Raw genomic sequence first — 24,494 nt, 5'->3', positions numbered from 1 at the left:
ATTCCAGTTTATGCAGTAATCAATGTTCCAATTTCTTGGCCTTGTACCAATTTGGAAAGGTTACCTTCCTTATTCATGTCAAATACGATGATGGGTAGGTTGTTTTCCTGGCAGAGGGTAAAGGCTGTCATATCCATGACGTTGAGATTTTTTTTGTAAACCTCGTCGAAAGAAATGTTCTGGTATTTGGTAGCAGAAGCATCTTTTTCCGGGTCAGCAGTGTACACTCCATCTACTCTTGTTCCTTTCAGCACTACGTCTGATTCGATTTCTATGGCACGGAGAGCAGCTGTGGAGTCTGTGGTAAAGTATGGATTACCGATACCTGCCCCGAAAATCACGATTCTTCCTTTTTCAAGGTGGCGGATGGCTCTTCTGCGTATAAATGGTTCACAAACGCTTTCGATTTTGATCCCAGACATCAGACGTGTATACATTCCGTTTTGCTCAAGAGCACTTTGCAAAGCCATGGCATTGATCAGGGTGGCGAGCATGCCCATATAATCACCTTGCACACGATCAATTCCTGATTTTTCTGCCTGCACTCCACGGAAGATATTTCCTCCTCCGATCACAATGGCGATTTCTACGCCCATTTCTTTTACTTTCTTGATTTCGTCAGCGTATTGCTGAAGTCTGGCCGGGTCAATACCGTATTTTTTTTCGCCCATGAGGGCTTCCCCACTGAGTTTGAGCAGGATGCGTTTGTATTTCATGGATTGGTGTATTGTTTCTAAAGTCATTTTCTCCGCTTTTGGAGAAAAAAGGGGGATAGTATTCCGATAAAACCTGATCGAATGGACTCGGTAAAGTCTAAACAATCCGACAAATATAATTTCTTCAGTTCAGAATGCCAGAATCCTTGGCAAAAATGCCCTTCTATTCTTTTGGACTGAATTTTCGCTTTTTCAAATTGAACCTCCGTTTTTCCTTGTATGGGAAGAAAAAAAGCGACCTAAAGCCGCTTAATTTTAAAATTGGATTAAAACCTGGTTTTTTTCAACGCTCTGTTTGAGATTGACTTTGACGTCTTTTACGATTCCATCACCTGGCGATTTGATGATGTTTTCCATTTTCATGGCTTCAAGGATGAGGACGACATCTCCTTTTTTTACCTCGTCTCCAGGCTTCACTTTTAGATCCAGAATAAGTCCCGGCATGGGCGCTTTGATGTCTTTCAGATTTCCTGCACCGGAGGAACTCATCCCCATTTTTTCCAGAAGAAGATCAAAGCGATCTTTGAGCTGAAGCGTAGCAGTCTGATATCCAAGGCGGATATGAAGGGTTTTGGTCTCATGATCCAACGAAATCAGTTCGGCTTCCATTGACTCTGAGCCTTTAATCAGATGAACTTTTCTTTCATCGATCCATTTGATATCCCAGTTCAAAGGATTGTGGTTAACTCTAGTCTGGTCTTTGGATTTTTCGACTGAGTATGTGGTATTTTGAAGGTTTACTGAAAACATTCCTGCTAATTTGGCTTTGTTTTATCAAATAGGGTCAAAAACGACCGCAAAGATTTCCCCAAATATGAGTCAAAAACCTACTTGCCCAAAAAGAAATTTTAAATCATTCTCAAGAATTTCTTTTGCTTTATTGTTTCTTGTTTTGATGATTGCCTGTAAATCCGGTCAACCCGTAGTGACTGATTCATCATCTTCAGATTCATCCCTAGATCAAGCGGCCAACTTTTCTGTTGAAAGTCAAGATTTGCTCAGAAAGCAAAAAGAACTGAAAATACAGCGCTATAAACCAAGCGCTTCAAGGGAGTTTGACATCCTCCATACAGATTTGGACCTTCAGTTTGATTGGGAAAACCAGACGGTAACCGGAAAAGCAAGATTGACGATTAAGCCTTTTTTTTATCCTCAGAAAGTGCTGGTATTGGATGCCAAGGATTTTGAAGTGGGAACCGTAGGTGTGGTAGTCGGTGACAGTCTTCAGAAATTGTCCTACAGATATAATGAAAGGGAGTTAAGTGTTTTTTTGCCTAAAGAGCTCACCGTAAAAGATACTGTAGAGCTAGAGGTTAATTACAAAGCATTTCCAGAGCGTAATTCGGGTGATGGGAGTAAGGCAATCACGGATACCAAAGGTTTGTATTTCATAGACCCTTTGGACACTGTCCCTGATAAGCCCAGCATGATTTGGACACAGGGGGAGACCGAACATAACAGCAAGTGGTTTCCGACGATTGACCGGCCAAACGAGCGATTTACCCATACGATAAAATTAACCGTGCCGGATACCATGGTGTCTGTCAGCAACGGGAAACTCGTCAAGCAGGAGAGTTTGGGTAATGGCTTCAGAAAAGATCACTGGGAAATGGATCTTCCCCATGCCCCATATTTGGTTGCTATTGCCGTGGGTAACTTCGGGAAGGTGGATGCCAGCCATGGAAAAATTCCTTTGGGCTATTTTGTCGAAAAGGGTTTTGAAAAAGGAGCAGCAAAGGTTTTTGAAAATACTCCTAAAATGATGGCCTTTTTTGAAGAAAGGCTAGGTATCCCTTTCCCCTGGCAAAAATATGATCAAATAGTGGTCAGAGATTTTGTTTCCGGTGCGATGGAAAATACAACGGCGTCAATTTTTATGGAAGAATTGAGAATGGATGAGCGGGAGGCAATCGATTCGGAATGGGATTACATCATAGCCCATGAGCTTTTTCATCAGTGGTTTGGTGACTTAGTGACTACAGAGTCATGGGCTAATCTTACTCTTAATGAGGCCTTCGCCAACTATAGTGAGTATTTATGGAATGAATTCTATTACGGTAATGATCAGGCAGCATTGAAATTGGTGTCTGAAATGGAAGGGTATTTCGCTGAAGCCGAAGTAAAGCAGGAGAATCTCATTCGATTTGACTATCAGGATTCGGAAGACATGTTTGATGCACACAGTTACAATAAGGGCGGTGTCATTCTTCACATGCTAAGAACCTATCTTGGAGATGAAGCCTTTTTTCAAGGTTTGAACCAATACCTAAAAAGGCATGCTTTTCAGTCTGTTGAAGTTCATGATTTGAGACTTGCTTTTGAGCAGGTGAGTGGAAAAGATTTGAACTGGTTTTTCAATCAGTGGTTTTTGGAGAAAGGGCATCCTGAATTGAAAATTGAAGTGGATTATTCACAGCCGGATAATGTGTTGATATCCTTGACACAGCTGCAGGATTTGGAAGAAAATCCATTGTATCAATTGCCTGTAGAGGTGAGTTGGTATGAAGGGAAAGATCGGAGATCCAAAATCTTCCATTTAACCTCAGCGAATCAGTCTTTTGCTCTGGAAAACGAAAAACCTGTGAGTCAGGTATACGTGGATGAAGGAAAAAATCTCCTGGCCAGAAGAACTCAAGGGATAAGTAATGAAGAGTTCGCTCAGCAATTCATTGAATCTCAGTTGGGGGTAGCTCGGTATGAGGCCTTGGATAGTTTAATTTCCAGAGAGGCAAAGACTGAGCTGTCAAGAATTCTTCCTCTTGCTTTGAAAGATTCGTTTTGGTCTGTGAGAGAAAATGCCTTGGGATTTTTGCAGTCAGACTCTGAATGGAGGAACGAAATAGAAGGCTTGGAGGAGGTAGTTTATGATTTGGCTGAAAATGACCCTAAAAATTCTGTTAGGTCAGCAGCCATTGACCTTCTGGGTGAATGGGATCCTGATAAATATCAAAATGCCTTTAAGAGATTGGCGAATCATCCATCCTATTTGATTGCAGGGTCTGCTTTAATGGGTTTAGTTAGGGCAAGTGAGTCCAAGTTAGATGTAAGTACTGTTGAAAATTATTCTGGAGAGAAAAATTACCGAATGGTGATCCCGGTAGCTGAATATTTTATTATGGAGAGTGTTCTTGGGAAAGGGAATTGGTTTGCAACAAAATTGAATGAGTTGAATGGTGAGGGCCTTTACTATTTCTTGGGCTATTACGGCGAATACTTCACCCGTTTTCCCAACGAAGGCAAAGAAGGAGCAATAGAAAGTTTGATTCATCTCCTGCAGACTAGTTCCAAGGATTATATCCGGATGGGAGCGTTTCAGGCTTTGATGGGGTTTGCCGATCAAAAAGAAACTCTTGAAAAAATTGAAAAGTCCATCCAAGGAGAAAAGTCCATCCAGCTTCAAAATTACTTTGGTTATTTTCTTGAAATGTTGAAAGATGAAAATTAATCGGTTGATTTTGAAAACATTGAAAGTGAATAGAGGAAAAAGTTTTCAAATTTCAGAACCAACCTTTGATACTTTGATAAAAGGCTATAATTTTGCCATCCGTTAAGGTCACTAGGGGATGAAATCCTGAGATTTTGACGCAGTTGGGGGAATACCAAAGCGGCCAACTGGGACGGACTGTAAATCCGTTGACTTATGTCTTCACAGGTTCGAATCCTGTTTCCCCCACATACTTGCCTTATTGTAAAATTTTTTTCTAGTTTTGCAGGGCAAAAAAAAATCCGGTACGCCGGACACAAGCGGGAGTAGCTCAGTTGGTAGAGCGGCAGCCTTCCAAGCTGCAGGTCGCGGGTTCGAGCCTCGTCTCCCGCTCTGTGCTTTTATAAGCACACTGCGTAGTGAAAGCCGACGTAGCTCAGGGGTAGAGTACTTCCTTGGTAAGGAAGGGGTCACGGGTTCAATTCCCGTCGTTGGCTCAATACAGAAATTATTATCTAAACATATCTTTAAACTTAAACTGAGGATTTTCACGCATGGCAAAAGCAACCTTCGACCGTTCCAAGCCGCACGTTAACATCGGTACGATTGGACACGTAGACCATGGCAAAACTACCTTGACTGCCGCCATCACTACTGTATTGGCTAAAAAAGGTCTTTCTGAATTGAGAGACTTCTCTTCTATCGACAACGCTCCTGAAGAGAAGGAAAGAGGTATCACCATTAACACCTCTCACGTAGAATATCAGACTGAAAAAAGACACTACGCTCACGTAGACTGTCCAGGTCACGCTGACTATGTGAAGAACATGGTTACTGGTGCTGCTCAAATGGACGGTGCTATCCTTGTTGTTGCTGCAACTGACGGACCTATGCCGCAAACCAGAGAGCACATCCTTTTGGCTCGTCAGGTAGGTGTTCCAGCTCTTGTTGTTTTCTTGAACAAGGTTGACATGGTGGATGATCCTGAATTGTTAGAGCTTGTTGAAATGGAAGTAAGAGAATTGCTTTCGTTCTATGAGTTCGACGGTGACAACATCCCAGTTATCGCAGGTTCTGCACTTGGTGCATTGAACGGCGAGGAGAAGTGGGTTGATACTGTTATGCAATTGATGGATGCAGTTGATTCTTACATTCCGCTTCCTGAGCGTCTTATCGACAAAGACTTCTTGATGCCTGTTGAAGACGTATTCTCTATCACTGGTCGTGGTACAGTAGCTACTGGACGTATTGAAAGAGGTGTAGTTAATACTGGTGATGCAGTAGAAATCATTGGTATGGGTGCAGAGGGTCTGAAGTCTACCGTTACTGGTGTGGAAATGTTCCGTAAGATCCTTGACAGAGGTGAAGCTGGTGATAACGTAGGTTTGTTGTTGAGAGGTATTGAAAAATCTCAAATCAAGCGCGGTATGATCATTTGTAAGCCAGGTTCTGTGAAGCCTCACGCTCACTTCAAAGCTGAAGTTTACGTGCTTTCTAAGGAAGAAGGTGGACGTCATACTCCGTTCTTCAACAAGTACAGACCTCAGTTCTATTTGAGAACAACTGACGTAACTGGTGAAATCAAGCTTCCTGCTAACGTAGAGATGGTTATGCCAGGTGATAACGTAACTATCGAAGTTACATTGTTGTCAGCAGTAGCTCTTGAGAAAGGTCTTAGATTTGCGATCCGTGAAGGCGGTCGTACAGTAGGTGCCGGTCAGGTTACTGAAATTCTTGACTAATTTCCTTAAATAAGAATATACAATGCGATCCCGAAGAATATTTTGGGATCGCATTTGTTTCTAAAGACTTTATTCCTAATTTTGCGTTCCGTTTTGGAGCGTTAGATACACGGGCATAGTTCAATGGCAGAATAGCGGTCTCCAAAACCGTTGATGGGAGTTCGAATCTCTCTGCCCGTGCAGTAAGAAGATAGACTATGAATCTTAAAAACTTTGTCCTAGAGTCTTATGATGAAATGAAGAACAAGGTCACTTGGCCTAAGTTTTCTTTTCTTCAGAACAGTGCCGTATTGGTGTTGGTAGCGTCCTTGATTTTCGCCCTATTCATTGGTGTGGTGGATCTTGGATTTGAAAACATCATGACATGGTTTTATGATTTATTCTAATTGAAATTACAGAATGGCTGAACATAAGTGGTACGTACTCAGAGTAGTCGCAGGTCAGGAAAAAAAGACTAAAACCTATCTGGAGAATGAAATCTTCAGACAGAAGTTGGATGAGTTTATTCCTGAAGTGTTGATTCCTTCTGAGAAGGTATATGAGATGCGTAATGGCAAAAAGCGTGTGCGTGAAAGGAATTTCTTCCCCGGATATGTTTTGGTCAACGCAGATCTTTCCAATGGTGAAGCCAATCACGTAATAACGAGTATTCCGGGAGTAATCGGTTTTCTTGGATCAAACCAGGGGGGAGCTTCCAAAACCCCTGAACCATTACGACAGTCTGAAGTCAACCGTATTTTAGGTAAGGTTGAAGAGATTGATGAGTTTGCCGAGAAGCAGGATACACCATTTATAGTCGGAGAGGCCGTAAAAGTAATGGACGGACCTTTCAGTGGATTTACCGGAACAATTGAGGAGATATTTGAGGAGAAGAAAAAGCTTAATGTTATGGTTAAGATTTTCGGCCGAAATACTCCTGTTGAATTAAACTTTATACAAGTAGAAAAACAAGACTAAGCAATGGCTAAGGAAATCACTGGTTATGTAAAACTACAGGTGAAAGGTGGCCAGGCTAACCCGTCGCCTCCAGTAGGTCCAGCTCTTGGTTCCAAGGGTTTGAACATTATGGAGTTCTGTAAGCAGTTCAATGCACGTACTCAAGATAAAATGGGTACCGTATTGCCTGTACTGATTACAGTTTATTCTGACAAGTCTTTTGATTTTGTAGTAAAAACTCCTCCAGCTGCAAACATGCTGTTGGAAGCTGCAAAAGTGAAAAGCGGTTCTGCGGAACCAAACAGAAAGAAAGTAGGATCTGTTACCTGGGATCAGGTAAGAGTGATTGCTGAGACGAAAATGCCTGACCTTAATGCTTTCAAAGTAGAATCTGCCATGAAAATGGTAGCTGGTACTGCACGAAGCATGGGTATCACAGTATCTGGTAAAGCCCCTTGGGAAGTATAAATAAACAACAATGGCTAAGTTAACAAAAAAGCAAAAAGAAGCTCTTTCTAAGTACGACCCAAGCCAAGTGTACTCCCTGGAGGCAGCTTCTTCACTGGTGAAGGAAATTACCATGACTAAGTTTGATGCTTCTGTTGATGTAGACGTTCGTTTGGGCGTTGATCCTCGCAAGGCAGATCAAATGGTAAGAGGGGTAGTAGCCCTTCCGCATGGTACAGGCAAAGACATCAAAGTATTGGTGCTTTGTACTCCCGATAAAGTCGCAGAAGCCACCGAAGCAGGTGCAGACTACGTAGGTTTGGACGATTATATTGCCAAGATTGAAGGCGGTTGGACAGATGTGGATGTTATCATCACCATGCCAAACGTTATGGCAAAAGTTGGTAGGTTAGGTAGAGTATTGGGTCCTCGTGGCTTGATGCCGAATCCTAAATCCGGAACAGTTACCCTGGAAGTAGGGAAAGCAGTAAGAGAAGTGAAGGCCGGTAAAATTGACTTCAAAGTTGATAAATTCGGTATCATTCACGCTGGTGTTGGTAAAGTTTCTTTTACACCTGAACAAATTCAGGACAATGTGAAAGAACTTATCATGACAATCTCTAAGCTGAAGCCCTCTTCATCAAAGGGAACTTATTTCAAAAGTATTCATATATCCAGTACTATGTCTCCAGGTATCGCGGTGGACAAGGGTAGCATTCAAGGAATTTAATCATGACTAGAGACGAGAAAAAAGTTATTATCGACAGTCTGACTGAGAAATTGAAAGATAACCCTTTCTTCTACATCACAGACGCATCTGGTTTCACAGTAGCAGAGGTTAACGCATTTAGAAGAACCTGTTTTGAGAGAGGTGTGGAGTACAAAGTGTACAAAAACACCTTGATCGCGAAGGCGCTTGAAAATCTTGATGCGGATTACTCTAAACTGGTGGGTGGTGCATTGAAAGGTTTCTCCGGAATTATTTTCTCTAAAGAGACAAGCAATTTGCCTGCTAAAGTCCTTTTGGACTTCAGAAAGAAAATGGGCAAAAAAGAGACTAGACCAGTATTCAAGGGAGCAGGTATTGATTCAGATGTAATTCTGGGTGAGAACAACCTTGAGATGCTTTCTAATCTCAAATCTAAGCAAGAATTGCTGGGTGATCTTATCGGATTGCTTCAGTCTCCTGCTAAAAATCTCGTGTCTGCATTGCAGTCAGGTCAAAATAACATCACGGGTGTTCTTAAGACTCTTGCTGATCGAGAGGCAAAATAATCTTATCAAATCATTCAAAAAACAATTAAATAATTAATACAATGGCAGATCTTACACAACTTGCAGAACAGTTGGTAAACTTGACTGTAAAAGAAGTTAAAGAATTGACGGATATCCTTAAGGATCAGTATGGCATCGAGCCTGCTGCAGCTGGTGCTGTAGTAGTTGCTGCTGGTGGTGCTGGTGCTGGTGAAGCTCCTGCTGAAGAGGAAAAGACTTCTTTCGACGTTATCTTGAAATCAGCTGGTGCTCAGAAGCTTGCTGTAGTTAAATTGGTTAAAGAATTGACTGGTCTTGGTCTGAAAGAAGCCAAAGATCTTGTTGATGCTGCTCCAAAGCCTTTGAAAGAAGGTGTTGCTAAGGACGAAGCTGAGGCTTTGAAGAAGTCTCTTGAAGAAGCTGGTGCTGAAGTAGAGATCAAATAATTTGCTGATCTCTGGCCTTTAGGTTAGGGATTAGCCCGAAGACCTGACTATTTTAGTCAGGTCTTTTCCTGTTTATGCACAGGTTTAAAATTGCATTATTTCAAGCAACAATTGTCGCTTTCCAATATTTAATTTCACTATTAAACTATACACTACCTTGGCTATCAAGAATCAAACCGAAAGGAAAAGTTTCTCCTCCATTAAGGTGGTCAAAGACTATCCCGATTTTCTCGATATTCAGCTACAGTCTTTTAAAGACTTTTTCCAGCTGGATACTCCTGCTGAGAAGCGCCGGGCAGACGGGTTATTTAAGGTTTTTGCTGAAAACTTCCCAATCAGTGATTCCAGAGAAAACTTTACTTTGGAATTTATTGATTATGCTGTCGATCCTCCAAAATACAGTGTTGAGGAGTGCATCGATCGTGGATTGACCTATTCTGTACCTCTCAAGGCTAAATTGAGATTGCTTTGTCATGATGAGGACAATGAGGATTTCGAAACTATCGAACAAGAAGTGTTTCTTGGCAATCTGCCATACATGACCGAGAAAGGCTCATTTGTGATCAATGGGGCTGAGAGAGTTATTGTTTCCCAGTTGCACCGTTCACCGGGTGTATTTTTTGCTCAAAGCAAGCACACAAATGGTACAAAGCTTTATTCTGCGAGAATTATTCCTTTCAAAGGTTCTTGGATCGAATTTGCTACTGATATCAACAATGTCATGTATGCCTACATCGATCGTAAGAAAAAGTTCCCAGTTACTACCCTTTTAAGAGCAATTGGTTATGGTTCTGATAAAGATATCCTGGATCTATTTGGACTATCAGAAGAAGTTCCTGCTACAAAAGCTGCTTTGAAAAAAGCTGCTGGGCGAAAACTTGCCGCAAGAGTTTTGAGAACTTGGGTGGAGGACTTTGTGGATGAGGATACCGGTGAGGTAGTGTCTATCGACAGAAATGAGGTTTTGCTTGAGCGTGATACTGTTCTTACTGAAGAAGATATCGAAATGATTTTGGATTCAGGCTCCAAATCCATCATTCTCCATAGAGAAGATGTGAATGTGGCTGATTTCTCTATCATCTATAATACATTACAAAAAGACAATTCAAATTCGGAGAAAGAGGCGGTTGAAGTAATCTATCGCCAACTCCGAAATACGGAAGCTCCGGATGAAGCTACTGCACGTGAAGTAATCCAAAGCTTGTTCTTCTCAGACAAGCGTTATGATTTAGGTGAGGTAGGTAGATATCGGATCAATAAAAAATTGGGACTGGATATCGAGCCTGACAAGATTGTATTGACGAAAGAAGATATCATCTCGATCGTAAAATATCTGATCGGTTTGATAAACTCCAAAGCTGTAGTTGATGATATTGATCACTTGTCCAACAGACGAGTTCGAACAGTAGGAGAGCAGCTCTACAGCCAATTTGGAGTGGGTCTGGCCAGAATGGCAAGAACAATCCGGGAAAGAATGAACGTTCGAGACAACGAAGATTTCAAGCCGGTCGATTTGATCAATGCTCGTACCCTTTCTTCGGTGATCAATTCATTCTTTGGTACAAACCAGCTTTCTCAGTTCATGGATCAGACTAACCCTCTGGCTGAACTTACTCACAAGAGAAGGCTTTCAGCTTTGGGTCCAGGTGGTCTCTCTCGAGAAAGAGCTGGTTTCGAAGTTCGAGACGTACACTATACCCACTATGGTCGTCTTTGCACCATTGAAACACCCGAAGGTCCAAACATTGGTCTGATTTCGTCACTTTGTGTCCATGCCAAAGTCAATTCCATGGGATTCCTTGAGACTCCTTATCGAAAAGTGGAAAACGGCAAAGTGGGTATGAAGTCTGAAGATATTGTGTTTTTGACCGCTGAGGAGGAAGACAATAACAATATTGCTCAGGCTAACGCGCCACTGGATGAAAGTGGATCCTTTATAAATGAAAAAGTAAAGGCAAGATTTGAAGGTGATTTCCCGGTATTGGAACCAAGTGAGATTTCTTACATGGACGTTGCTCCAAATCAAATCGTGTCCGTTGCAGCTTCTTTGATTCCTTTCTTGGAGCATGATGATGCTAACCGGGCTTTGATGGGATCTAACATGCAGCGTCAGGCTGTTCCTCTGTTAAAGCCAGAGGCACCAATCGTTGGTACGGGTCTGGAAGGTAAAGCGGCTATTGATTCCCGAGCGTTGATTATCGCAGAGGCTGATGGTGTCGTAGATTATGTGGACGCGAAGAAAATCAGAATCAAGTATGACTTGACTTCAGATGAGCTTCTGGTCAACTTCTCTGACGAATACAGAACCTACGACTTGATTAAATTCAGAAGAACTAACCAAGATACCACCATTAACTTGACTCCTCTAGTTCTGAAAGGAGAACGAGTTCAAAAAGGCCAGGTACTTGTGGAAGGATATTCTACTAACAAAGGTGAGCTTGCTCTCGGTAAAAATCTCAAAGTGGCCTACATGCCATGGCAAGGATATAACTTCGAGGATGCGATTGTAATCTCTGAGCGAGTGGTTCGTGAGGATATCTTTACATCTATCCACGTAGAGGAATTCCAGTTGGAAGTTCGGGACACCAAGCGTGGTGAAGAAGAATTGACTTCTGAAATTCCAAACGTTTCTGAAGAAGCTGTTAAACACCTTGACGAAAACGGTATTATCCGAGTAGGTGCTGAAGTGAAAGAAGGTGATATCATCATCGGTAAAATCACTCCAAAAGGTGAAACGGATCCAACCCCTGAAGAAAAACTCCTCAGAGCGATCTTCGGTGACAAAGCAGGTGATGTGAAAGACGCTTCTTTGAAAGCTTCTCCGTCTCTAAATGGTGTGGTGATCGAAACCAAACTTTTCTCCAGACCTAAGAAAGACAAGGACAACAGAGCCAAGTCCAAGGCTGAAGTGGAGAAATTAAAGGCGAAATATTCCAAGGATTTGTTGGGTATCCGTGCCCGAATGATCAACAAGTTGGTGACTTTGCTTGATGGTAAAACTTCACAAGGTGTAAAGCACAAGTTCGGTGATGAGATTATCAGCAAAGGAGTGAAGTTCAATGCCAAAAACATTGAGAATAACCTCTTCCCTGCTAAGAACCCATACAGAGACGAGTCAAATTACAATGTACCTGAGGAAGCAAACCTGATTTCAGACATCGTGTTGGATGACTGGACAGAGGATGCACATACCAATGGACTTATCGTGAAGTTGGTGAAAAACTACACCAATTCCAGAAATGAGATCTCCGGTAGATTCAAGCGTGACCGCTTCACTTTGGAAGTTGGGGATGAATTGCCTGCAGGTATTGTTCAGCTTGCCAAAGTTTACATTGCTAAGAAGCGTAAGCTTAAAGTAGGTGATAAAATGGCGGGTCGTCACGGTAACAAAGGTATCGTAGCTCGTATTGTAAGAGACGAGGATATGCCATTCCTTGAAGACGGTACCCCTATGGATATTGTATTGAACCCGCTGGGTGTACCTTCCCGAATGAACATAGGTCAGATTTTCGAGACCGTTCTTGCATGGGCAGGTCAAAAGCTTGGTAAGAAATATGCAACTCCAATCTTTGATGGAGCGTCTCTTGAAGAGGTTTCAGCAGAACTAGAAGCGGCAGGCCTTCCGGCTTATGGAAGAACTTACCTATATGATGGACTTTCTGGAAACAGATTCGATCAGCCAGTGACAGTAGGTGTTGCTTATATGTTGAAACTTGGCCACTTGGTAGACGACAAGATGCACGCTCGTTCCATTGGTCCATACTCTCTCATCACTCAGCAACCACTCGGTGGTAAAGCACAGTTTGGTGGTCAGCGATTCGGAGAAATGGAAGTTTGGGCACTTGAAGCATTCGGTGCATCTCATGTCCTTCAGGAAATCTTGACTGTGAAGTCTGATGACGTAATCGGTAGAGCGAAAGCTTACGAAGCAATCGTGAAAGGTGAAAACCTTCCTAAGCCAAACATCCCTGAATCATTCAATGTATTGGTTCATGAGTTGAGAGGCTTGGCTCTTGAAATTACCCTCGATTAATTTGGCTCATAGGGCGGGCAACCGCCCTGAACATATCTCAAAAAATTATGTCGTTTAGAAAAAATAAAAAACTCAACAACGATTTCTCCCGAGTTACCATCAGCTTGGCCTCTCCAGAATCTATTTTGGATAGCTCAAATGGTGAGGTAACCCAGCCAGAGACCATCAACTACCGAACATACAAGCCTGAAATGGGTGGATTGTTCTGTGAGCGAATCTTCGGTCCTGTGAAAGATTGGGAATGTCATTGTGGTAAGTACAAGCGAATCAGATATAAAGGCATCATCTGCGACCGTTGTGGCGTGGAAGTGACCGAGAAAAAAGTACGCCGTGAGCGTATGGGCCACATTGAATTGGTGGTTCCTGTAGCTCATATCTGGTACTTCAAGTCTCTTCCTAATAAAATTGGTTACCTCCTAGGTCTTCCTACCAAGAAGTTGGATCAGATCGTGTACTATGAGCGCTATGTGGTAGTTCAGGCAGGTATCAAGGCAGAAGAAGGTGTTCAATACCTCGATTTCTTGACTGAAGATGAGTACTTGGACATCATGGACAAGCTTCCTAAGGAAAACCACATGCTTGATGATGACGATCCAAATAAATTCATCGCCAAAATGGGCGCTGAAGCTTTGGAAATGTTGTTGGCAAGATTGGATTTGGATGATCTTTCGTACTCCCTACGTCACCAAGCAGCTACCGATACTTCTCAGCAGCGTAAGGCAGAAGCCTTAAAACGTCTGAAAGTAGTAGAAGCATTCCGTGATGCAAGAACCCGTATCGAAAACCGTCCGGAGTGGATGGTAGTCCGAATGGTTCCTGTTATTCCACCGGAATTGCGTCCATTGGTTCCTTTGGACGGAGGTCGTTTTGCAACTTCCGATTTGAATGATCTCTACAGAAGAGTAATCATCAGAAATAACCGTCTTAAGAGATTGATCGATATCAAAGCTCCTGAGGTGATCTTGAGAAACGAAAAGCGAATGTTGCAGGAAGCTGTGGATTCACTTTTTGATAACTCCAGAAAAGTAAATGCGGTAAGATCCGATGGTAACCGTGCCTTGAAGTCCCTTTCGGACATGTTGAAAGGTAAGCAAGGTCGATTCCGTCAAAACTTGCTCGGTAAGCGTGTGGATTACTCCGGTCGATCTGTAATCGTCGTGGGTCCTGAATTGAAGCTTCACGAGTGTGGTCTTCCTAAAAATATGGCAGCCGAACTTTTCAAGCCATTTATCATCAGAAAACTGATTGAAAGAGGCATTGTAAAGACGGTAAAGTCTGCCAAGAAAATTGTGGATCGCAAAGATCCTGTGGTTTGGGATATTTTGGAAAACGTATTGAAAGGACACCCTGTTCTCCTTAACCGTGCCCCAACTCTTCACAGGTTGGGTATCCAAGCTTTCCAGCCAAAATTGATCGAAGGAAAAGCGATTCAGCTTCACCCGTTGGTATGTACCGCGTTCAACGCTGACTTTGACGGTGACCAGATGGCGGTACACGTACCACTGGGTCATGAAGCGATTTTGGAAGCTTCAACGTTGATGCTTTCTGCACATAATATCCTCAACCCTGCCAACGGTGCTCCTATTACGGTGCCTTCTCAGGACATGGTTTTGGGTCTTTATTATGTGACCAAAGGCAAGAAGTCTACACCTGAAGAACCAGTAGCTGGTGAAGGAATGACTTTCTACAGCACTGAAGAAGTGATAATTGCACTGAATGAAGGTAAGATTTCTAAGCATGCCAACATCAAGTGTAAAGTAAAAGTAAGAACTTCCGAAGGCGAGATAAAAGAACAAATTATTGAGACAGTTGCTGGTCGATTGATTTTCAATCAGTTTGTTCCTGAGGAGGTTGGTTACGTAAACGAGCTTTTGACCAAGAAAAAACTTCAGCAAATCATCGCTGAGGTAGTAAAAGTGTGTGGCATTGCCAGAACTGCACAATTCCTCGATGATATCAAGCATCTAGGTTTCCAGATGGCATACCAAGGTGGACTTTCCATGGGCTTGAATGACGTAATCATTCCTGAGGAAAAAGAGCCGATGATCGCTAAAGCGAAAGAGGAAGTAGACCAAGTTTGGAATAACTACCTCATGGGTCTGATCACCGATAACGAGCGTTACAATCAGGTAATTGATATTTGGACTCGTACCAACTCTCATTTGACTAACAATCTGATGAAGAAGATGGAAGAGGACAAGCAAGGATTCAATGCCATCTACATGATGATGCACTCAGGAGCTCGAGGTTCTAGAGAGCAAATCAGACAGCTGGGTGGTATGAGAGGTCTGATGGCCAAGCCTCAGAAAAACCTTCAAGGCTCAGTAGGTGAAATCATTGAAAACCCAATCCTTTCCAACTTCAAAGAAGGTCTGGATGTATTGGAGTACTTCATTTCTACGCATGGTGCACGTAAAGGTCTTGCCGATACTGCGCTTAAAACTGCTGACGCCGGTTATTTGACTCGTCGTCTGGTTGACGTAGCCCAAGATATGATCGTGACCGAAGAGGATTGCGGTACTTTGAGAGGCTTAGTTGTTCAGCCATTGAAAGACAATGACGAAATCGTTGAGCCTCTTTCTGAAAGAATCCTTGGAAGAGTTTCTGTGCATGATGTCTATGATTTAGCTACGGATGAGTTGATCATACCAGCCGGTGTAGAAATCACAGACGAGATCGCAAAGCGTGTCGATGAATCCTCCATCGAAGAGGTAGAAATCAGATCTGTATTGACCTGCGAAACTCGAAGAGGAGTTTGTTCTAAGTGTTACGGGCGAAATCTTGCAACTGGTAAAATGGTTCAGGCAGGTGAGGCAGTAGGTGTTATTGCAGCACAATCCATCGGTGAACCTGGTACTCAGTTGACTTTGAGAACTTTCCACGTGGGTGGTACTGCTTCCAACATGGCGGTAGATGCCAGCATCAATGCTAAGTTTGATGGTGTGGTTGAGTTTGAAGAAGAATTAAGGTACATCGAGACTACCAATAGAGATGGTGAACCTGTAACTGTGGTAATGGGCCGTTCGGGTGAAATCAAAATCAACGATCCAAAGACAGGAAAGACATTGGTTTCAAACCACGTGCCTTATGGTGCTATCCTTAATGTGAAAGATGGACAGAAGATTTCCAAAGGTGAATCACTCTGTACTTGGGATCCATACAACGCGGTCATTCTTTCCGAATTTGACGGTACGGTCGAATTTGAGGCAATTGTAGAAGGAATTACCTACAAAGAAGTGGCCGATGATCAGACTGGTTTCCGTGAAAAAGTAATCATTGAAACCAAGGACAGAACCAAAAACCCGGCAATCGTTATCAACTATGGTGAAGATTCAAAGGGATACAATATTCCAGTTGGTGCGCACCTGGCTGTAGAAGCTGGTGAGAAAGTGAAAGCCGGACAAATCTTGGTAAAAATCCCTAGATCTGTTGGTAAAACAAGAGACATTACTGGAGGTCTTCCACGAGTTACTGAATTGTTCGAAGCCAGAAATCCATCCAACCCTGCGGTGGTTTCTGAGATCGATGGTGTGGTAACCTATGGTGGTATCAAGCGAGGTAACCGTGAAATCATCATCGAATCTAAGGACGGAGTGATCAAGAAATACATGGTTTCCTTGTCCAAGCACATTTTGGTTCAGGAAAATGACTTTATACGTGCCGGTGAGCCATTGTCCGACGGTGCCATCACTCCAAGCGATATTCTGGCGATCAAAGGACCGACGGCCGTTCAGGAGTACTTGGTTAACGAAATTCAGGAAGTTTATCGACTTCAGGGTGTAAAAATCAACGACAAGCACATCGAGGTAATTGTATCCCAGATGATGCAAAAAGTGGAGATCCTTGATGCAGGTGATACAAACTTCTTGCAGGGCCAAGTAGTCGATAAGTGGGCATTCCGTGAGGAAAACGACAACATCCTTGATAAGAAAGTGGTCATGGATGCAGGAGATTCTTCCACTCTTAAGCCAGGTATGATCATTTCTGCAAGAAGACTGAGAGATGAAAATTCCAGCTTAAAGCGTAAGGATTTGAAACTTGTTCAGGTAAGAGATGCCGAAACAGCTGTTTCTGCTCCAACTCTGCAAGGTATCACGGCAGCTTCTTTGGGTACTGAAAGCTTTATTTCTGCAGCCTCCTTCCAGGAAACAACCAAGGTGCTTTCTGAAGCGGCAATCAGAGGTAAGCGTGATGAGCTATTGGGATTGAAAGAAAACGTTATCGTTGGGCACTTAATTCCTGCCGGTACCGGACAGAGAAGATTCCAAAGCATGATCGTAGGCTCTAAGGAAGAATATGAGAAGCTTTCTGAAAACATGGAAAGAACTTCTTCCAGGAAGTCTAGTGAGGCAATTCTCTAAGTAGAAATCTATATTAAATGAAAGGCCTGTATGTCATGTACAGGCCTTTTTTAATCTTACTCAACCATGCAAGATCCAAATAAAAACGACCAACAAATCAATGTGGAACTTTCTGAGGAAATCGCCGAAGGAGTTTATTCAAATTTAGCCATGATTGCACACTCCAATTCGGAGTTTGTCATTGACTTTATCCGATTAATGCCCGGAGTGCCAAAGGCAAAGGTTAAATCAAGAGTTATCATAACTCCAGATCATGCCAAGCGATTACTTGCAGCATTAAAGGATAACATTGAAAAGTATGAGGCTGCTTTTGGAAAAATAAGCCAAGGCGGGGGGGCACCTACCTTCCCTATTTCATTCGGTACTCCCGGTGAGGCCTAACAAAAATATAACTGCTTAATTTTGTTACTCTTATTACTTCTTGTACCTTTGCAGTCCAAAAATTAACAGTTTACAGGAAAACTAAATTTTATCAGTTAATGCCTACTATTCAACAGCTAGTAAGAAAAGGTAGAAATACACTGGAAATCAAATCGAAATCTAGAGCATTGGATGCATGTCCACAGCGTAGAGGAGTTTGTACCAGAGTATACACTACGACCCCTAAGAAGCCTAACTCTGCTATGAGAAAGGTGGCAAGGGTAAGATTGACTAATGGAAAAGAAGTGAACGCTTACATTCCAGGTGAAGGTCACAATCTTCAAGAACACTCCATCGTATTGATCAGAGGTGGTCGTGTGAAGGATCTTCCAGGTGTGAGATATCACATCATCCGCGGTGCATTGGATACTGCCGGAGTTAAAGACCGTAAGCAAGGTCGCTCCAAGTACGGTGCTAAAAGACCTAAAGCTGGTAAGGGTGCCCCTGCTGCAGCTCCAGGCAAGAAGAAATAACAAAACACTTTAAGAAGAAATGAGAAAAGCGAAACCAAAGAAGAGATATATTCTTCCTGACCCAAAGTTCAATGATACTTTGGTAACCAAGTTTGTAAACTGTCTGATGATCGACGGGAAGAAGAGTATTGCTTACAACATTTTCTACGATGCGGTAGCAAAGGTAGAATCCAAAGTAGGTGAGAATGGTCTTGAAGTTTGGAAAAAAGCGCTTAACAATATTGCTCCATCCGTAGAGGTGAAGAGTCGTAGAGTTGGTGGTGCTACATTCCAGGTTCCTATGGAAGTAAGACCTGAACGAAAGATGTCCCTTGGGATCAAGTGGATGATCACCTATGCTCGTAAAAGAGGTGAGAAAACCATGATGGACAGACTTGCAGGTGAGATCATCGCTGCTGCAAAAGGCGAAGGAGCCGCAGTGAAGAAGAAAGATGATACCCACAGAATGGCCGAAGCCAACAAAGCGTTCTCACACTTTAGATTTTAATTAGGATGGCAAGAGATTTAAGATTTACCAGAAACATTGGTATTGCAGCGCACATTGATGCGGGTAAGACTACTACCACGGAGCGTATCCTTTTTTATTCCGGAAAGTCCCATAAAATCGGAGAGGTACACGAAGGTGCCGCCACAATGGACTGGATGGCTCAAGAGCAGGAAAGAGGTATCACCATTACATCTGCAGCTACTACCGTTTTCTGGCCTTACAGAAATAATCAATATCAAATTAACATCATCGACACCCCAGGGCACGTTGACTTCACCGTAGAAGTTAACCGTTCATTGAGGATCCTTGATGGACTTGTTTTCCTGTTCAGTGCTGTGGATGGTGTTGAGCCACAGTCTGAGACCAACTGGCGTTTGGCTGATAATTATAAAGTAGCGCGTATCGGTTTTGTTAACAAAATGGACCGTGCAGGTGCTGATTTCCTTAACGTGTGCAAGCAGGTTAGAGAAATGTTGGGAAGCAAAGCAGTTCCATTGCAGCTTCCAATTGGCGCTGAAGACAAATTCAAAGGTGTTGTTGACTTGATCAACAACAGAGGAATGGTTTGGAACGAATCAGATATGGGTATGACCTATGAAGTGGTTCCAATTCCTGATGACATGAAGGAAGACGTAGCTCAGTGGAGAGAATACCTTCTCGAGGCTGTTGCGGAGTATGATGAGTCCCTCATGGAAAAATTCTTCGATGATCCAAACTCTATTACTGAGCGTGAGATCTTGGATGCATTGAGACAAGCCGTAATTGACATGAAGATTGTGCCTATGGTGTGCGGATCTTCTTTCAAAAACAAAGGTGTACAGACCATGCTTGACTTGGTGATGGAATTGCTTCCTTCTCCATTGGACAAGGATGACTTGTATGCCACTACCCTTGATACGGAAGAGCAAATTCTGATCAAGCCTGAGTTCAATGAGCCATTTGTTGGCTTGGCATTCAAGATTGCTACCGATCCATTTGTGGGCCGTCTTTGCTTCGTAAGAGCTTACTCAGGTACTTTGGAATCCGGTTCTTATGTATTCAACAGCCGTTCTGGAAATAAAGAGCGTATTTCTCGAGTGTTCCAGATGCATGCCAACAAGCAGAACCAAATTGAAAGACTGGAGGCAGGTGACATCGGTGCAGTGGTAGGTTTCAAAGACATCAAAACGGGTGATACCCTTTGCGACGAAAAGCGTAAAGTGGTAATGGAATCCATGGTGTTCCCTGAGCCTGTTATCGGTTATGCAATCGAGCCTAAAACTCAGGCGGATGTGGATAAACTTGGAATGGCGATTTCTAAGCTTGTAGAAGAAGATCCTACCCTTCAGGTTAATACAGACCACGAGACTGGTCAGACTATCTTAAGAGGTATGGGTGAACTTCACCTTGAAATCATCATTGACCGTCTGAAGAGAGAATTTAAGGTTGAAATCAACCAAGGTGCTCCTCAGGTGGCTTACAAAGAAGCTTTGTTTGGTTCAGTAGAACACAAAGAGGTTTACAAGAAGCAGACGGGTGGTAAAGGTAAATTTGCTGATATCGTATTCGAATTGGGACCTAAAGATCCAGATCCTGAAACAGGTGAAATTAAACCTGGACTTGACTTTGTCAATGCGATCGTAGGTGGTGTAATTCCTAAGGAATTTATCCAGCCTGTTCAGAAAGGTTTCCAAGAAGCTATGAAAAATGGTCCTTTGGCAGGTTACCCAATCGAATCAATGAAAGTGAAATTGTTCCATGGTTCTTACCACGATGTGGACTCTGACGCACTTTCTTTCGAATTGGCAGCAAGAATTGGTTTCAAAGAAGCTGCTAAAAAGTGTAAGCCTCAGTTGCTAGAGCCAATCATGTCGGTGGACGTAGTAACTCCAGATGAATATACTGGTCCTATTACAGGTGATTTGAACAGAAGAAGAGGATTGATGAAAGGTATGGATACTAAAGGTACCTCTACCGTTGTCAAGGCCAGCGTTCCTTTGTCCGAATTGTTCGGTTATGTGACGGACTTGAGAACCATCACCTCAGGTAGAGCAACGGCCTCTTTGACGTTCTCTCACTATGAGCCAGTTCCAAGCAACATTGCCGAAGCGGTAATTGCTAAAGTAAAAGGTGATAAAGCCTAATCGAAAACAAAATGAATCAGAAAATCAGAATAAAATTGAAATCATACGATCACAGCCTGGTGGATAAGTCATCAGAAAAGATCGTGAAGGCAGTAAAGGCAACTGGCGCTGTAGTAGTTGGTCCTATTCCTTTGCCTACTAAGAAGGAAAAATTTACGGTGTTGAAATCTCCACACGTAAATAAGAAGGCTAGAGATCAATATCAGCTTTGTACTTACAAGAGACTGGTTGACATCTACTCCAACTCTTCCAAAACTGTTGATGCTTTGATGAAAATTGAGCTTCCAAGTGGAGTGGACGTTGAAATCAAAGTCTGACAGGACCATAAATCTTAATTAAAAAAGACCTGCATTCAATGCAGGTCTTTTCTTTTTGATGGATTTGATCAGGAGAATTTAAGGCGGACTTACCTCAACCGTTCAGTTTTTTCCTAAATGTTTGAAAATATTAGAGTTGGGATTTGCTGCCAAATTTTATTTCAGTAACTTTGCAGTCCTTAAAAAGGGCCCAAGTGCATAAACACTTGTGGATTATCAAATTATCTTATTTAAGATGTCTGGTATTATAGGTAAAAAAGTCGGAATGACTAGCATCTTCAGTGCCGATGGACGTAATGTCGCATGCACGCTAATAGAAGCTGGTCCTTGCGTAGTGACGCAAGTAAAAAACGTTGAAACAGACGGGTACAACGCAGTGCAGTTGGCATTCGGTGAGCGAAAGGAGAAAAATACTCCTAAGCCATTGATCGGTCATTTTAAAAAGGCCGGCACCACGCCAAAGCAGAAAGTTGTTGAGTTCCGTGACTTCAGGGTCGAATTTGAAGGCCAAGTGGAGCTCGGAAAGACAGTAAGTGCAGGAGAGGTTTTCGTAGAAGGTGACTTCGTAGATGCCATCGGTACTTCAAAAGGTAAAGGCTTCCAAGGTGTTGTGAAGCGTCATGGTTTTGGTGGTGTGGGTGGACAAACTCACGGTCAGCACAACAGACAAAGACACCCAGGTTCCATTGGTGCTTGTTCTTGGCCATCCAGAGTATTCAAAGGTATGAGAATGGCTGGAAGAACTGGAGGAGACAGAGTGAAAGTGATCAACCTAAGAGTGTTGAAAGTTTACCCTGAGCAAAACCTTCTATTGGTTTCCGGTTCAGTGCCTGGTCCTAAAAATTCATTTGTTATTCTGGAGAAGTAAGCCATGGAATTAGCAGTAATCAATCATAAAGGACAAGAAACAGGTAGAAAGGTGACTCTTTCTGACGAGATTTTCGCAATCGAGCCAAACGACAATGCGATCTACCTGGATGTGAAGCAATACCTGGCTAATCAGAGACAGGGTACTCACAAATCAAAAGAAAGAAACGAAGTAGCGGGTTCTACTAAAAAGATCAAGAAGCAAAAAGGTACCGGTGGTGCTCGTGCTGGGTCTTTGAAGGCTCCTAACTTCCGTGGTGGTGGTAGAGTATTTGGTCCTAAGCCAAGAGACTACTCCTTCAAGTTGAATAAAAAAGTAAAGCAATTAGCTCGTAAGTCTGCGCTTTCTTATAAAGCAAAAGAAAACAGTCTCTTGGTATTGGAAGATCTTGCTTTTGATGCTCCAAAGACTAAGAACTATATCGCTTTGCTCAATGGACTTTCACTGTCAGATAAAAAGACTTTGTTGGTACTTCCAGAGGACAACAAAAATGTATTTCTATCCAGCAGAAACCTTCCAAAGGCGAAAGTTGTGACTGTAAATGATGTGAATACTTACCAACTCCTCAATGCTGACCATTTGGTACTGTGCGAAGGATCTGTAAGTAAGTTAGAAACCATTTTATCGAAATAAGACAATGGATATTCTGAAGCAGCCTTTGATCACAGAAAAGATCTCTGCACTTAATGAAAAGGGAGTTTACGGCTTTATCGTCGAAAAGACTGCCGACAAGGAGCAGATCAAATCCACTGTGGAGAAAAAGTATGGTGTAAAAGTAGTGTCTGTTCGTACCATGAGATATGCTGCGAAGCATAAGACAAGATACACCAAGAATAAAATCGTATCAGGCTTTACCAATGCTTATAAAAAAGCAATCGTACAAGTAGCTGATGGTGAAGTAATTGATTTTTACGGAGAAATTTAATTGAATCAATATCATGGCAATTAAAAAATTAAAGCCTGTAACTCCGGGAACACGATTCAGAGTAGCTCCTGCGTTTGACGAGATTACCAAGTCAAAACCAGAGAAGTCACTCCTCGCTCCTGCGAAGAAATCAGGCGGTAGAAATAATGAAGGCAAAATGACAGCTCGCTACATCGGCGGCGGTCATAAGAGAAGACTCAGAATAGTAGACTTCCAAAGAAATAAGTTTGGTGTACCTGCTACCGTAAAGGCAATCGAGTACGATCCAAACAGAACAGCCCGTCTTGCCCTACTTTACTATGCAGATGGTGCTAAGGCCTACATTATCGCTCCGGAAGGTTTGCAAGTAGGACAAACAGTGATTTCCGGTGAGCAAGTTGCTCCAGAAGTGGGCAACGCCATGCCTATGGCAAATATCCCAATGGGTACAATCGTACACAATGTGGAATTGAAGCCAGGTAAAGGTGGTGCATTGGCTAGAAGTGCGGGTGGATACGCTCAGATCGTGGCTAGAGATTCTAGATACGTGACCGTAAAACTTCCTTCTGGTGAAATGCGACTTATCCTTGGGGCATGTATGGCTACAGTAGGTACTGTATCCAATGCAGACCATATGAACGTGGTGCTGGGTAAGGCCGGTCGTAAGAGATGGCTCGGTATCAGACCTCGTACAAGAGGTGTGGCGATGAACCCAGTAGATCACCCAATGGGTGGTGGTGAAGGTCGTTCTTCAGGTGGTCATCCAAGATCACGTAAAGGTCTTCTTGCGAAAGGAAAGAAAACCAGAACGCCTAAGAAGTATTCAAACAAATTCATCATCAGCAAAAGATCTAAGTAATTATGGCACGTTCATTAAAAAAAGGTCCTTATATCGAACACCACCTGGTGAAGAAAGTAGATGCCATGAACGAGTCAGGCAAGAAATCTGTCATCAAGACTTGGTCAAGAAGATCCATGATTTCTCCGGATTTCGTGGGACATACCTTCGCTGTGCATAACGGAAACAAGTTTATCCCGGTATTTGTAACTGACAACATGGTAGGTCACAAATTGGGTGAATTTGCCCCAACCAGAAACTTCCGTGGCCACATTGCTAAAAAAGATAAAGGAAAGAGATAATCATGGAAGCAATAGCAAGATTAAGAAACGTTCCTACTTCCCCGCGCAAAATGCGCCTTGTGGCTGACCTCGTGAGAGGTAAGAGAGTAGGATTGGCCCTTAGCATTTTGAAATTCACTCCTAACCATGGAGCAATCAAATTGGAGAAGCTTCTCCTTTCAGCTGTGGCCAACTGGCAGGCAAAAAATCCGGATGCCAAACTCGAAGATGCTGACCTTTATGTAAAAACCATTATGGTTGACGAGGGTCGCTCACTGAAGAGACTAAGACCTGCACCTCAAGGTCGCGGTCATAGAATCCGCAAGAGATCCAATCATGTAACCTTGGTAATTGATGCGTTCAATTCCGGAGATGTTACCGCTGATGTAGTAGAAACAAACGAAAAGGCAAATTAAGAAAAGAC

General features: G+C 42.7%; 23 protein-coding genes and 4 tRNA genes. 25 read left to right on the top strand and 2 right to left on the bottom strand.

Features of this window, described 5'->3' with window-relative positions; all coding sequences use genetic code 11:
* Positions 1-8: 8 nt before the first annotated feature.
* A complete protein-coding gene (pyrH, locus tag DDT91_RS09885) occupies positions 9-716 on the bottom strand; it encodes a UMP kinase (RefSeq protein WP_187175994.1) in 708 nt (235 codons plus the stop codon).
* A gap of 255 nt (positions 717-971) precedes the next feature.
* A complete protein-coding gene (locus tag DDT91_RS09880; RefSeq protein WP_187175993.1) occupies positions 972-1,466 on the bottom strand; it encodes an acetyl-CoA carboxylase biotin carboxyl carrier protein subunit in 495 nt (164 codons plus the stop codon).
* 175 nt (positions 1,467-1,641) lie between these two features.
* Here DDT91_RS09880 and DDT91_RS09875 point away from each other — a divergent pair, with 175 nt between their 5' ends.
* The 25 genes from DDT91_RS09875 to rplV all read left to right on the top strand — a co-directional run bounded on the left by DDT91_RS09875 (position 1,642) and on the right by rplV (position 24,486).
* The gene (locus DDT91_RS09875; RefSeq protein ID WP_370539306.1) at positions 1,642-4,161 is read left to right on the top strand and encodes a M1 family aminopeptidase; all 2,520 of its coding nucleotides are present in this window, start codon (positions 1,642-1,644) and stop codon (positions 4,159-4,161) included.
* Positions 4,162-4,306: 145 nt separating this feature from the next.
* Positions 4,307-4,389 (top strand) — tRNA-Tyr (locus tag DDT91_RS09870).
* 71 nt (positions 4,390-4,460) lie between these two features.
* Positions 4,461-4,533 (top strand) — tRNA-Gly (locus DDT91_RS09865).
* 32 nt (positions 4,534-4,565) lie between these two features.
* Positions 4,566-4,637, top strand: a tRNA-Thr gene (locus DDT91_RS09860).
* Between the two features lie 57 nt (positions 4,638-4,694).
* Positions 4,695-5,882, top strand: coding sequence for an elongation factor Tu (tuf, locus tag DDT91_RS09855; RefSeq protein WP_187175991.1), 1,188 nt, complete (start codon positions 4,695-4,697; stop codon positions 5,880-5,882).
* Between the two features lie 109 nt (positions 5,883-5,991).
* A tRNA-Trp gene (locus tag DDT91_RS09850) sits at positions 5,992-6,062 on the top strand.
* Positions 6,063-6,079: 17 nt separating this feature from the next.
* A complete protein-coding gene (gene secE / locus DDT91_RS09845; protein WP_026966270.1) occupies positions 6,080-6,268 on the top strand; it encodes a preprotein translocase subunit SecE in 189 nt (62 codons plus the stop codon).
* Positions 6,269-6,281: 13 nt separating this feature from the next.
* A complete protein-coding gene (gene nusG, locus DDT91_RS09840; protein ID WP_187175990.1) occupies positions 6,282-6,839 on the top strand; it encodes a transcription termination/antitermination protein NusG in 558 nt (185 codons plus the stop codon).
* 3 nt (positions 6,840-6,842) lie between these two features.
* A complete protein-coding gene (gene rplK, locus DDT91_RS09835) occupies positions 6,843-7,286 on the top strand; it encodes a 50S ribosomal protein L11 (protein WP_111392737.1) in 444 nt (147 codons plus the stop codon).
* Between the two features lie 10 nt (positions 7,287-7,296).
* On the top strand, positions 7,297-7,995 hold the full coding sequence (gene rplA, locus DDT91_RS09830) for a 50S ribosomal protein L1 (protein WP_187175989.1): 699 nt from the start codon (positions 7,297-7,299) through the stop codon (positions 7,993-7,995).
* Positions 7,996-7,997: 2 nt separating this feature from the next.
* Complete coding sequence (gene rplJ / locus DDT91_RS09825) at positions 7,998-8,540, top strand: 50S ribosomal protein L10 (protein WP_187175988.1); 543 nt, start codon at positions 7,998-8,000, stop codon at positions 8,538-8,540.
* A 41-nt stretch (positions 8,541-8,581) separates the two neighbouring features.
* On the top strand, positions 8,582-8,965 hold the full coding sequence (rplL, locus tag DDT91_RS09820) for a 50S ribosomal protein L7/L12 (RefSeq protein WP_187175987.1): 384 nt from the start codon (positions 8,582-8,584) through the stop codon (positions 8,963-8,965).
* Between the two features lie 157 nt (positions 8,966-9,122).
* Positions 9,123-12,998, top strand: coding sequence for a DNA-directed RNA polymerase subunit beta (gene rpoB / locus DDT91_RS09815; RefSeq protein ID WP_187175986.1), 3,876 nt, complete (start codon positions 9,123-9,125; stop codon positions 12,996-12,998).
* A 47-nt stretch (positions 12,999-13,045) separates the two neighbouring features.
* Entirely contained in the window at positions 13,046-17,359 is a 4,314-nt protein-coding gene (gene rpoC, locus DDT91_RS09810; protein WP_187175985.1) for a DNA-directed RNA polymerase subunit beta', read from the top strand.
* A gap of 66 nt (positions 17,360-17,425) precedes the next feature.
* Complete coding sequence (locus DDT91_RS09805; RefSeq protein WP_187175984.1) at positions 17,426-17,740, top strand: DUF3467 domain-containing protein; 315 nt, start codon at positions 17,426-17,428, stop codon at positions 17,738-17,740.
* A gap of 98 nt (positions 17,741-17,838) precedes the next feature.
* Positions 17,839-18,252, top strand: coding sequence for a 30S ribosomal protein S12 (rpsL, locus tag DDT91_RS09800; protein ID WP_026953260.1), 414 nt, complete (start codon positions 17,839-17,841; stop codon positions 18,250-18,252).
* A gap of 19 nt (positions 18,253-18,271) precedes the next feature.
* Positions 18,272-18,739: a 30S ribosomal protein S7 gene (rpsG, locus tag DDT91_RS09795; protein ID WP_067544568.1), complete on the top strand. Its 468-nt coding sequence runs from the start codon at positions 18,272-18,274 to the stop codon at positions 18,737-18,739.
* 5 nt (positions 18,740-18,744) lie between these two features.
* Entirely contained in the window at positions 18,745-20,862 is a 2,118-nt protein-coding gene (gene fusA / locus DDT91_RS09790) for an elongation factor G (protein ID WP_187175983.1), read from the top strand.
* 11 nt (positions 20,863-20,873) lie between these two features.
* Positions 20,874-21,179, top strand: coding sequence for a 30S ribosomal protein S10 (gene rpsJ / locus DDT91_RS09785; RefSeq protein WP_024284766.1), 306 nt, complete (start codon positions 20,874-20,876; stop codon positions 21,177-21,179).
* Between the two features lie 235 nt (positions 21,180-21,414).
* Positions 21,415-22,047 (top strand): 50S ribosomal protein L3, encoded by a 633-nt coding sequence (rplC, locus tag DDT91_RS09780; RefSeq protein WP_187175982.1) that lies wholly within the window; start codon positions 21,415-21,417, stop codon positions 22,045-22,047.
* A gap of 3 nt (positions 22,048-22,050) precedes the next feature.
* Positions 22,051-22,680, top strand: a complete 630-nt coding sequence (rplD, locus tag DDT91_RS09775) for a 50S ribosomal protein L4 (RefSeq protein ID WP_187175981.1) — start codon at positions 22,051-22,053, stop codon at positions 22,678-22,680.
* A 4-nt stretch (positions 22,681-22,684) separates the two neighbouring features.
* Positions 22,685-22,972: a 50S ribosomal protein L23 gene (gene rplW / locus DDT91_RS09770; protein ID WP_187175980.1), complete on the top strand. Its 288-nt coding sequence runs from the start codon at positions 22,685-22,687 to the stop codon at positions 22,970-22,972.
* Positions 22,973-22,985: 13 nt separating this feature from the next.
* Positions 22,986-23,810, top strand: coding sequence for a 50S ribosomal protein L2 (gene rplB, locus DDT91_RS09765; protein ID WP_187175979.1), 825 nt, complete (start codon positions 22,986-22,988; stop codon positions 23,808-23,810).
* 2 nt (positions 23,811-23,812) lie between these two features.
* On the top strand, positions 23,813-24,091 hold the full coding sequence (rpsS, locus tag DDT91_RS09760) for a 30S ribosomal protein S19 (RefSeq protein WP_010856292.1): 279 nt from the start codon (positions 23,813-23,815) through the stop codon (positions 24,089-24,091).
* 2 nt (positions 24,092-24,093) lie between these two features.
* Positions 24,094-24,486 (top strand): 50S ribosomal protein L22, encoded by a 393-nt coding sequence (rplV, locus tag DDT91_RS09755; RefSeq protein WP_187175978.1) that lies wholly within the window; start codon positions 24,094-24,096, stop codon positions 24,484-24,486.
* The last annotated feature ends 8 nt before the right edge of the window (positions 24,487-24,494 follow it).

This window comes from Algoriphagus sp. AK58, assembly GCF_014324365.1.
Classification (GTDB): domain Bacteria; phylum Bacteroidota; class Bacteroidia; order Cytophagales; family Cyclobacteriaceae; genus Algoriphagus.
This window is presented reverse-complemented; position numbering and strand designations above follow the sequence as displayed.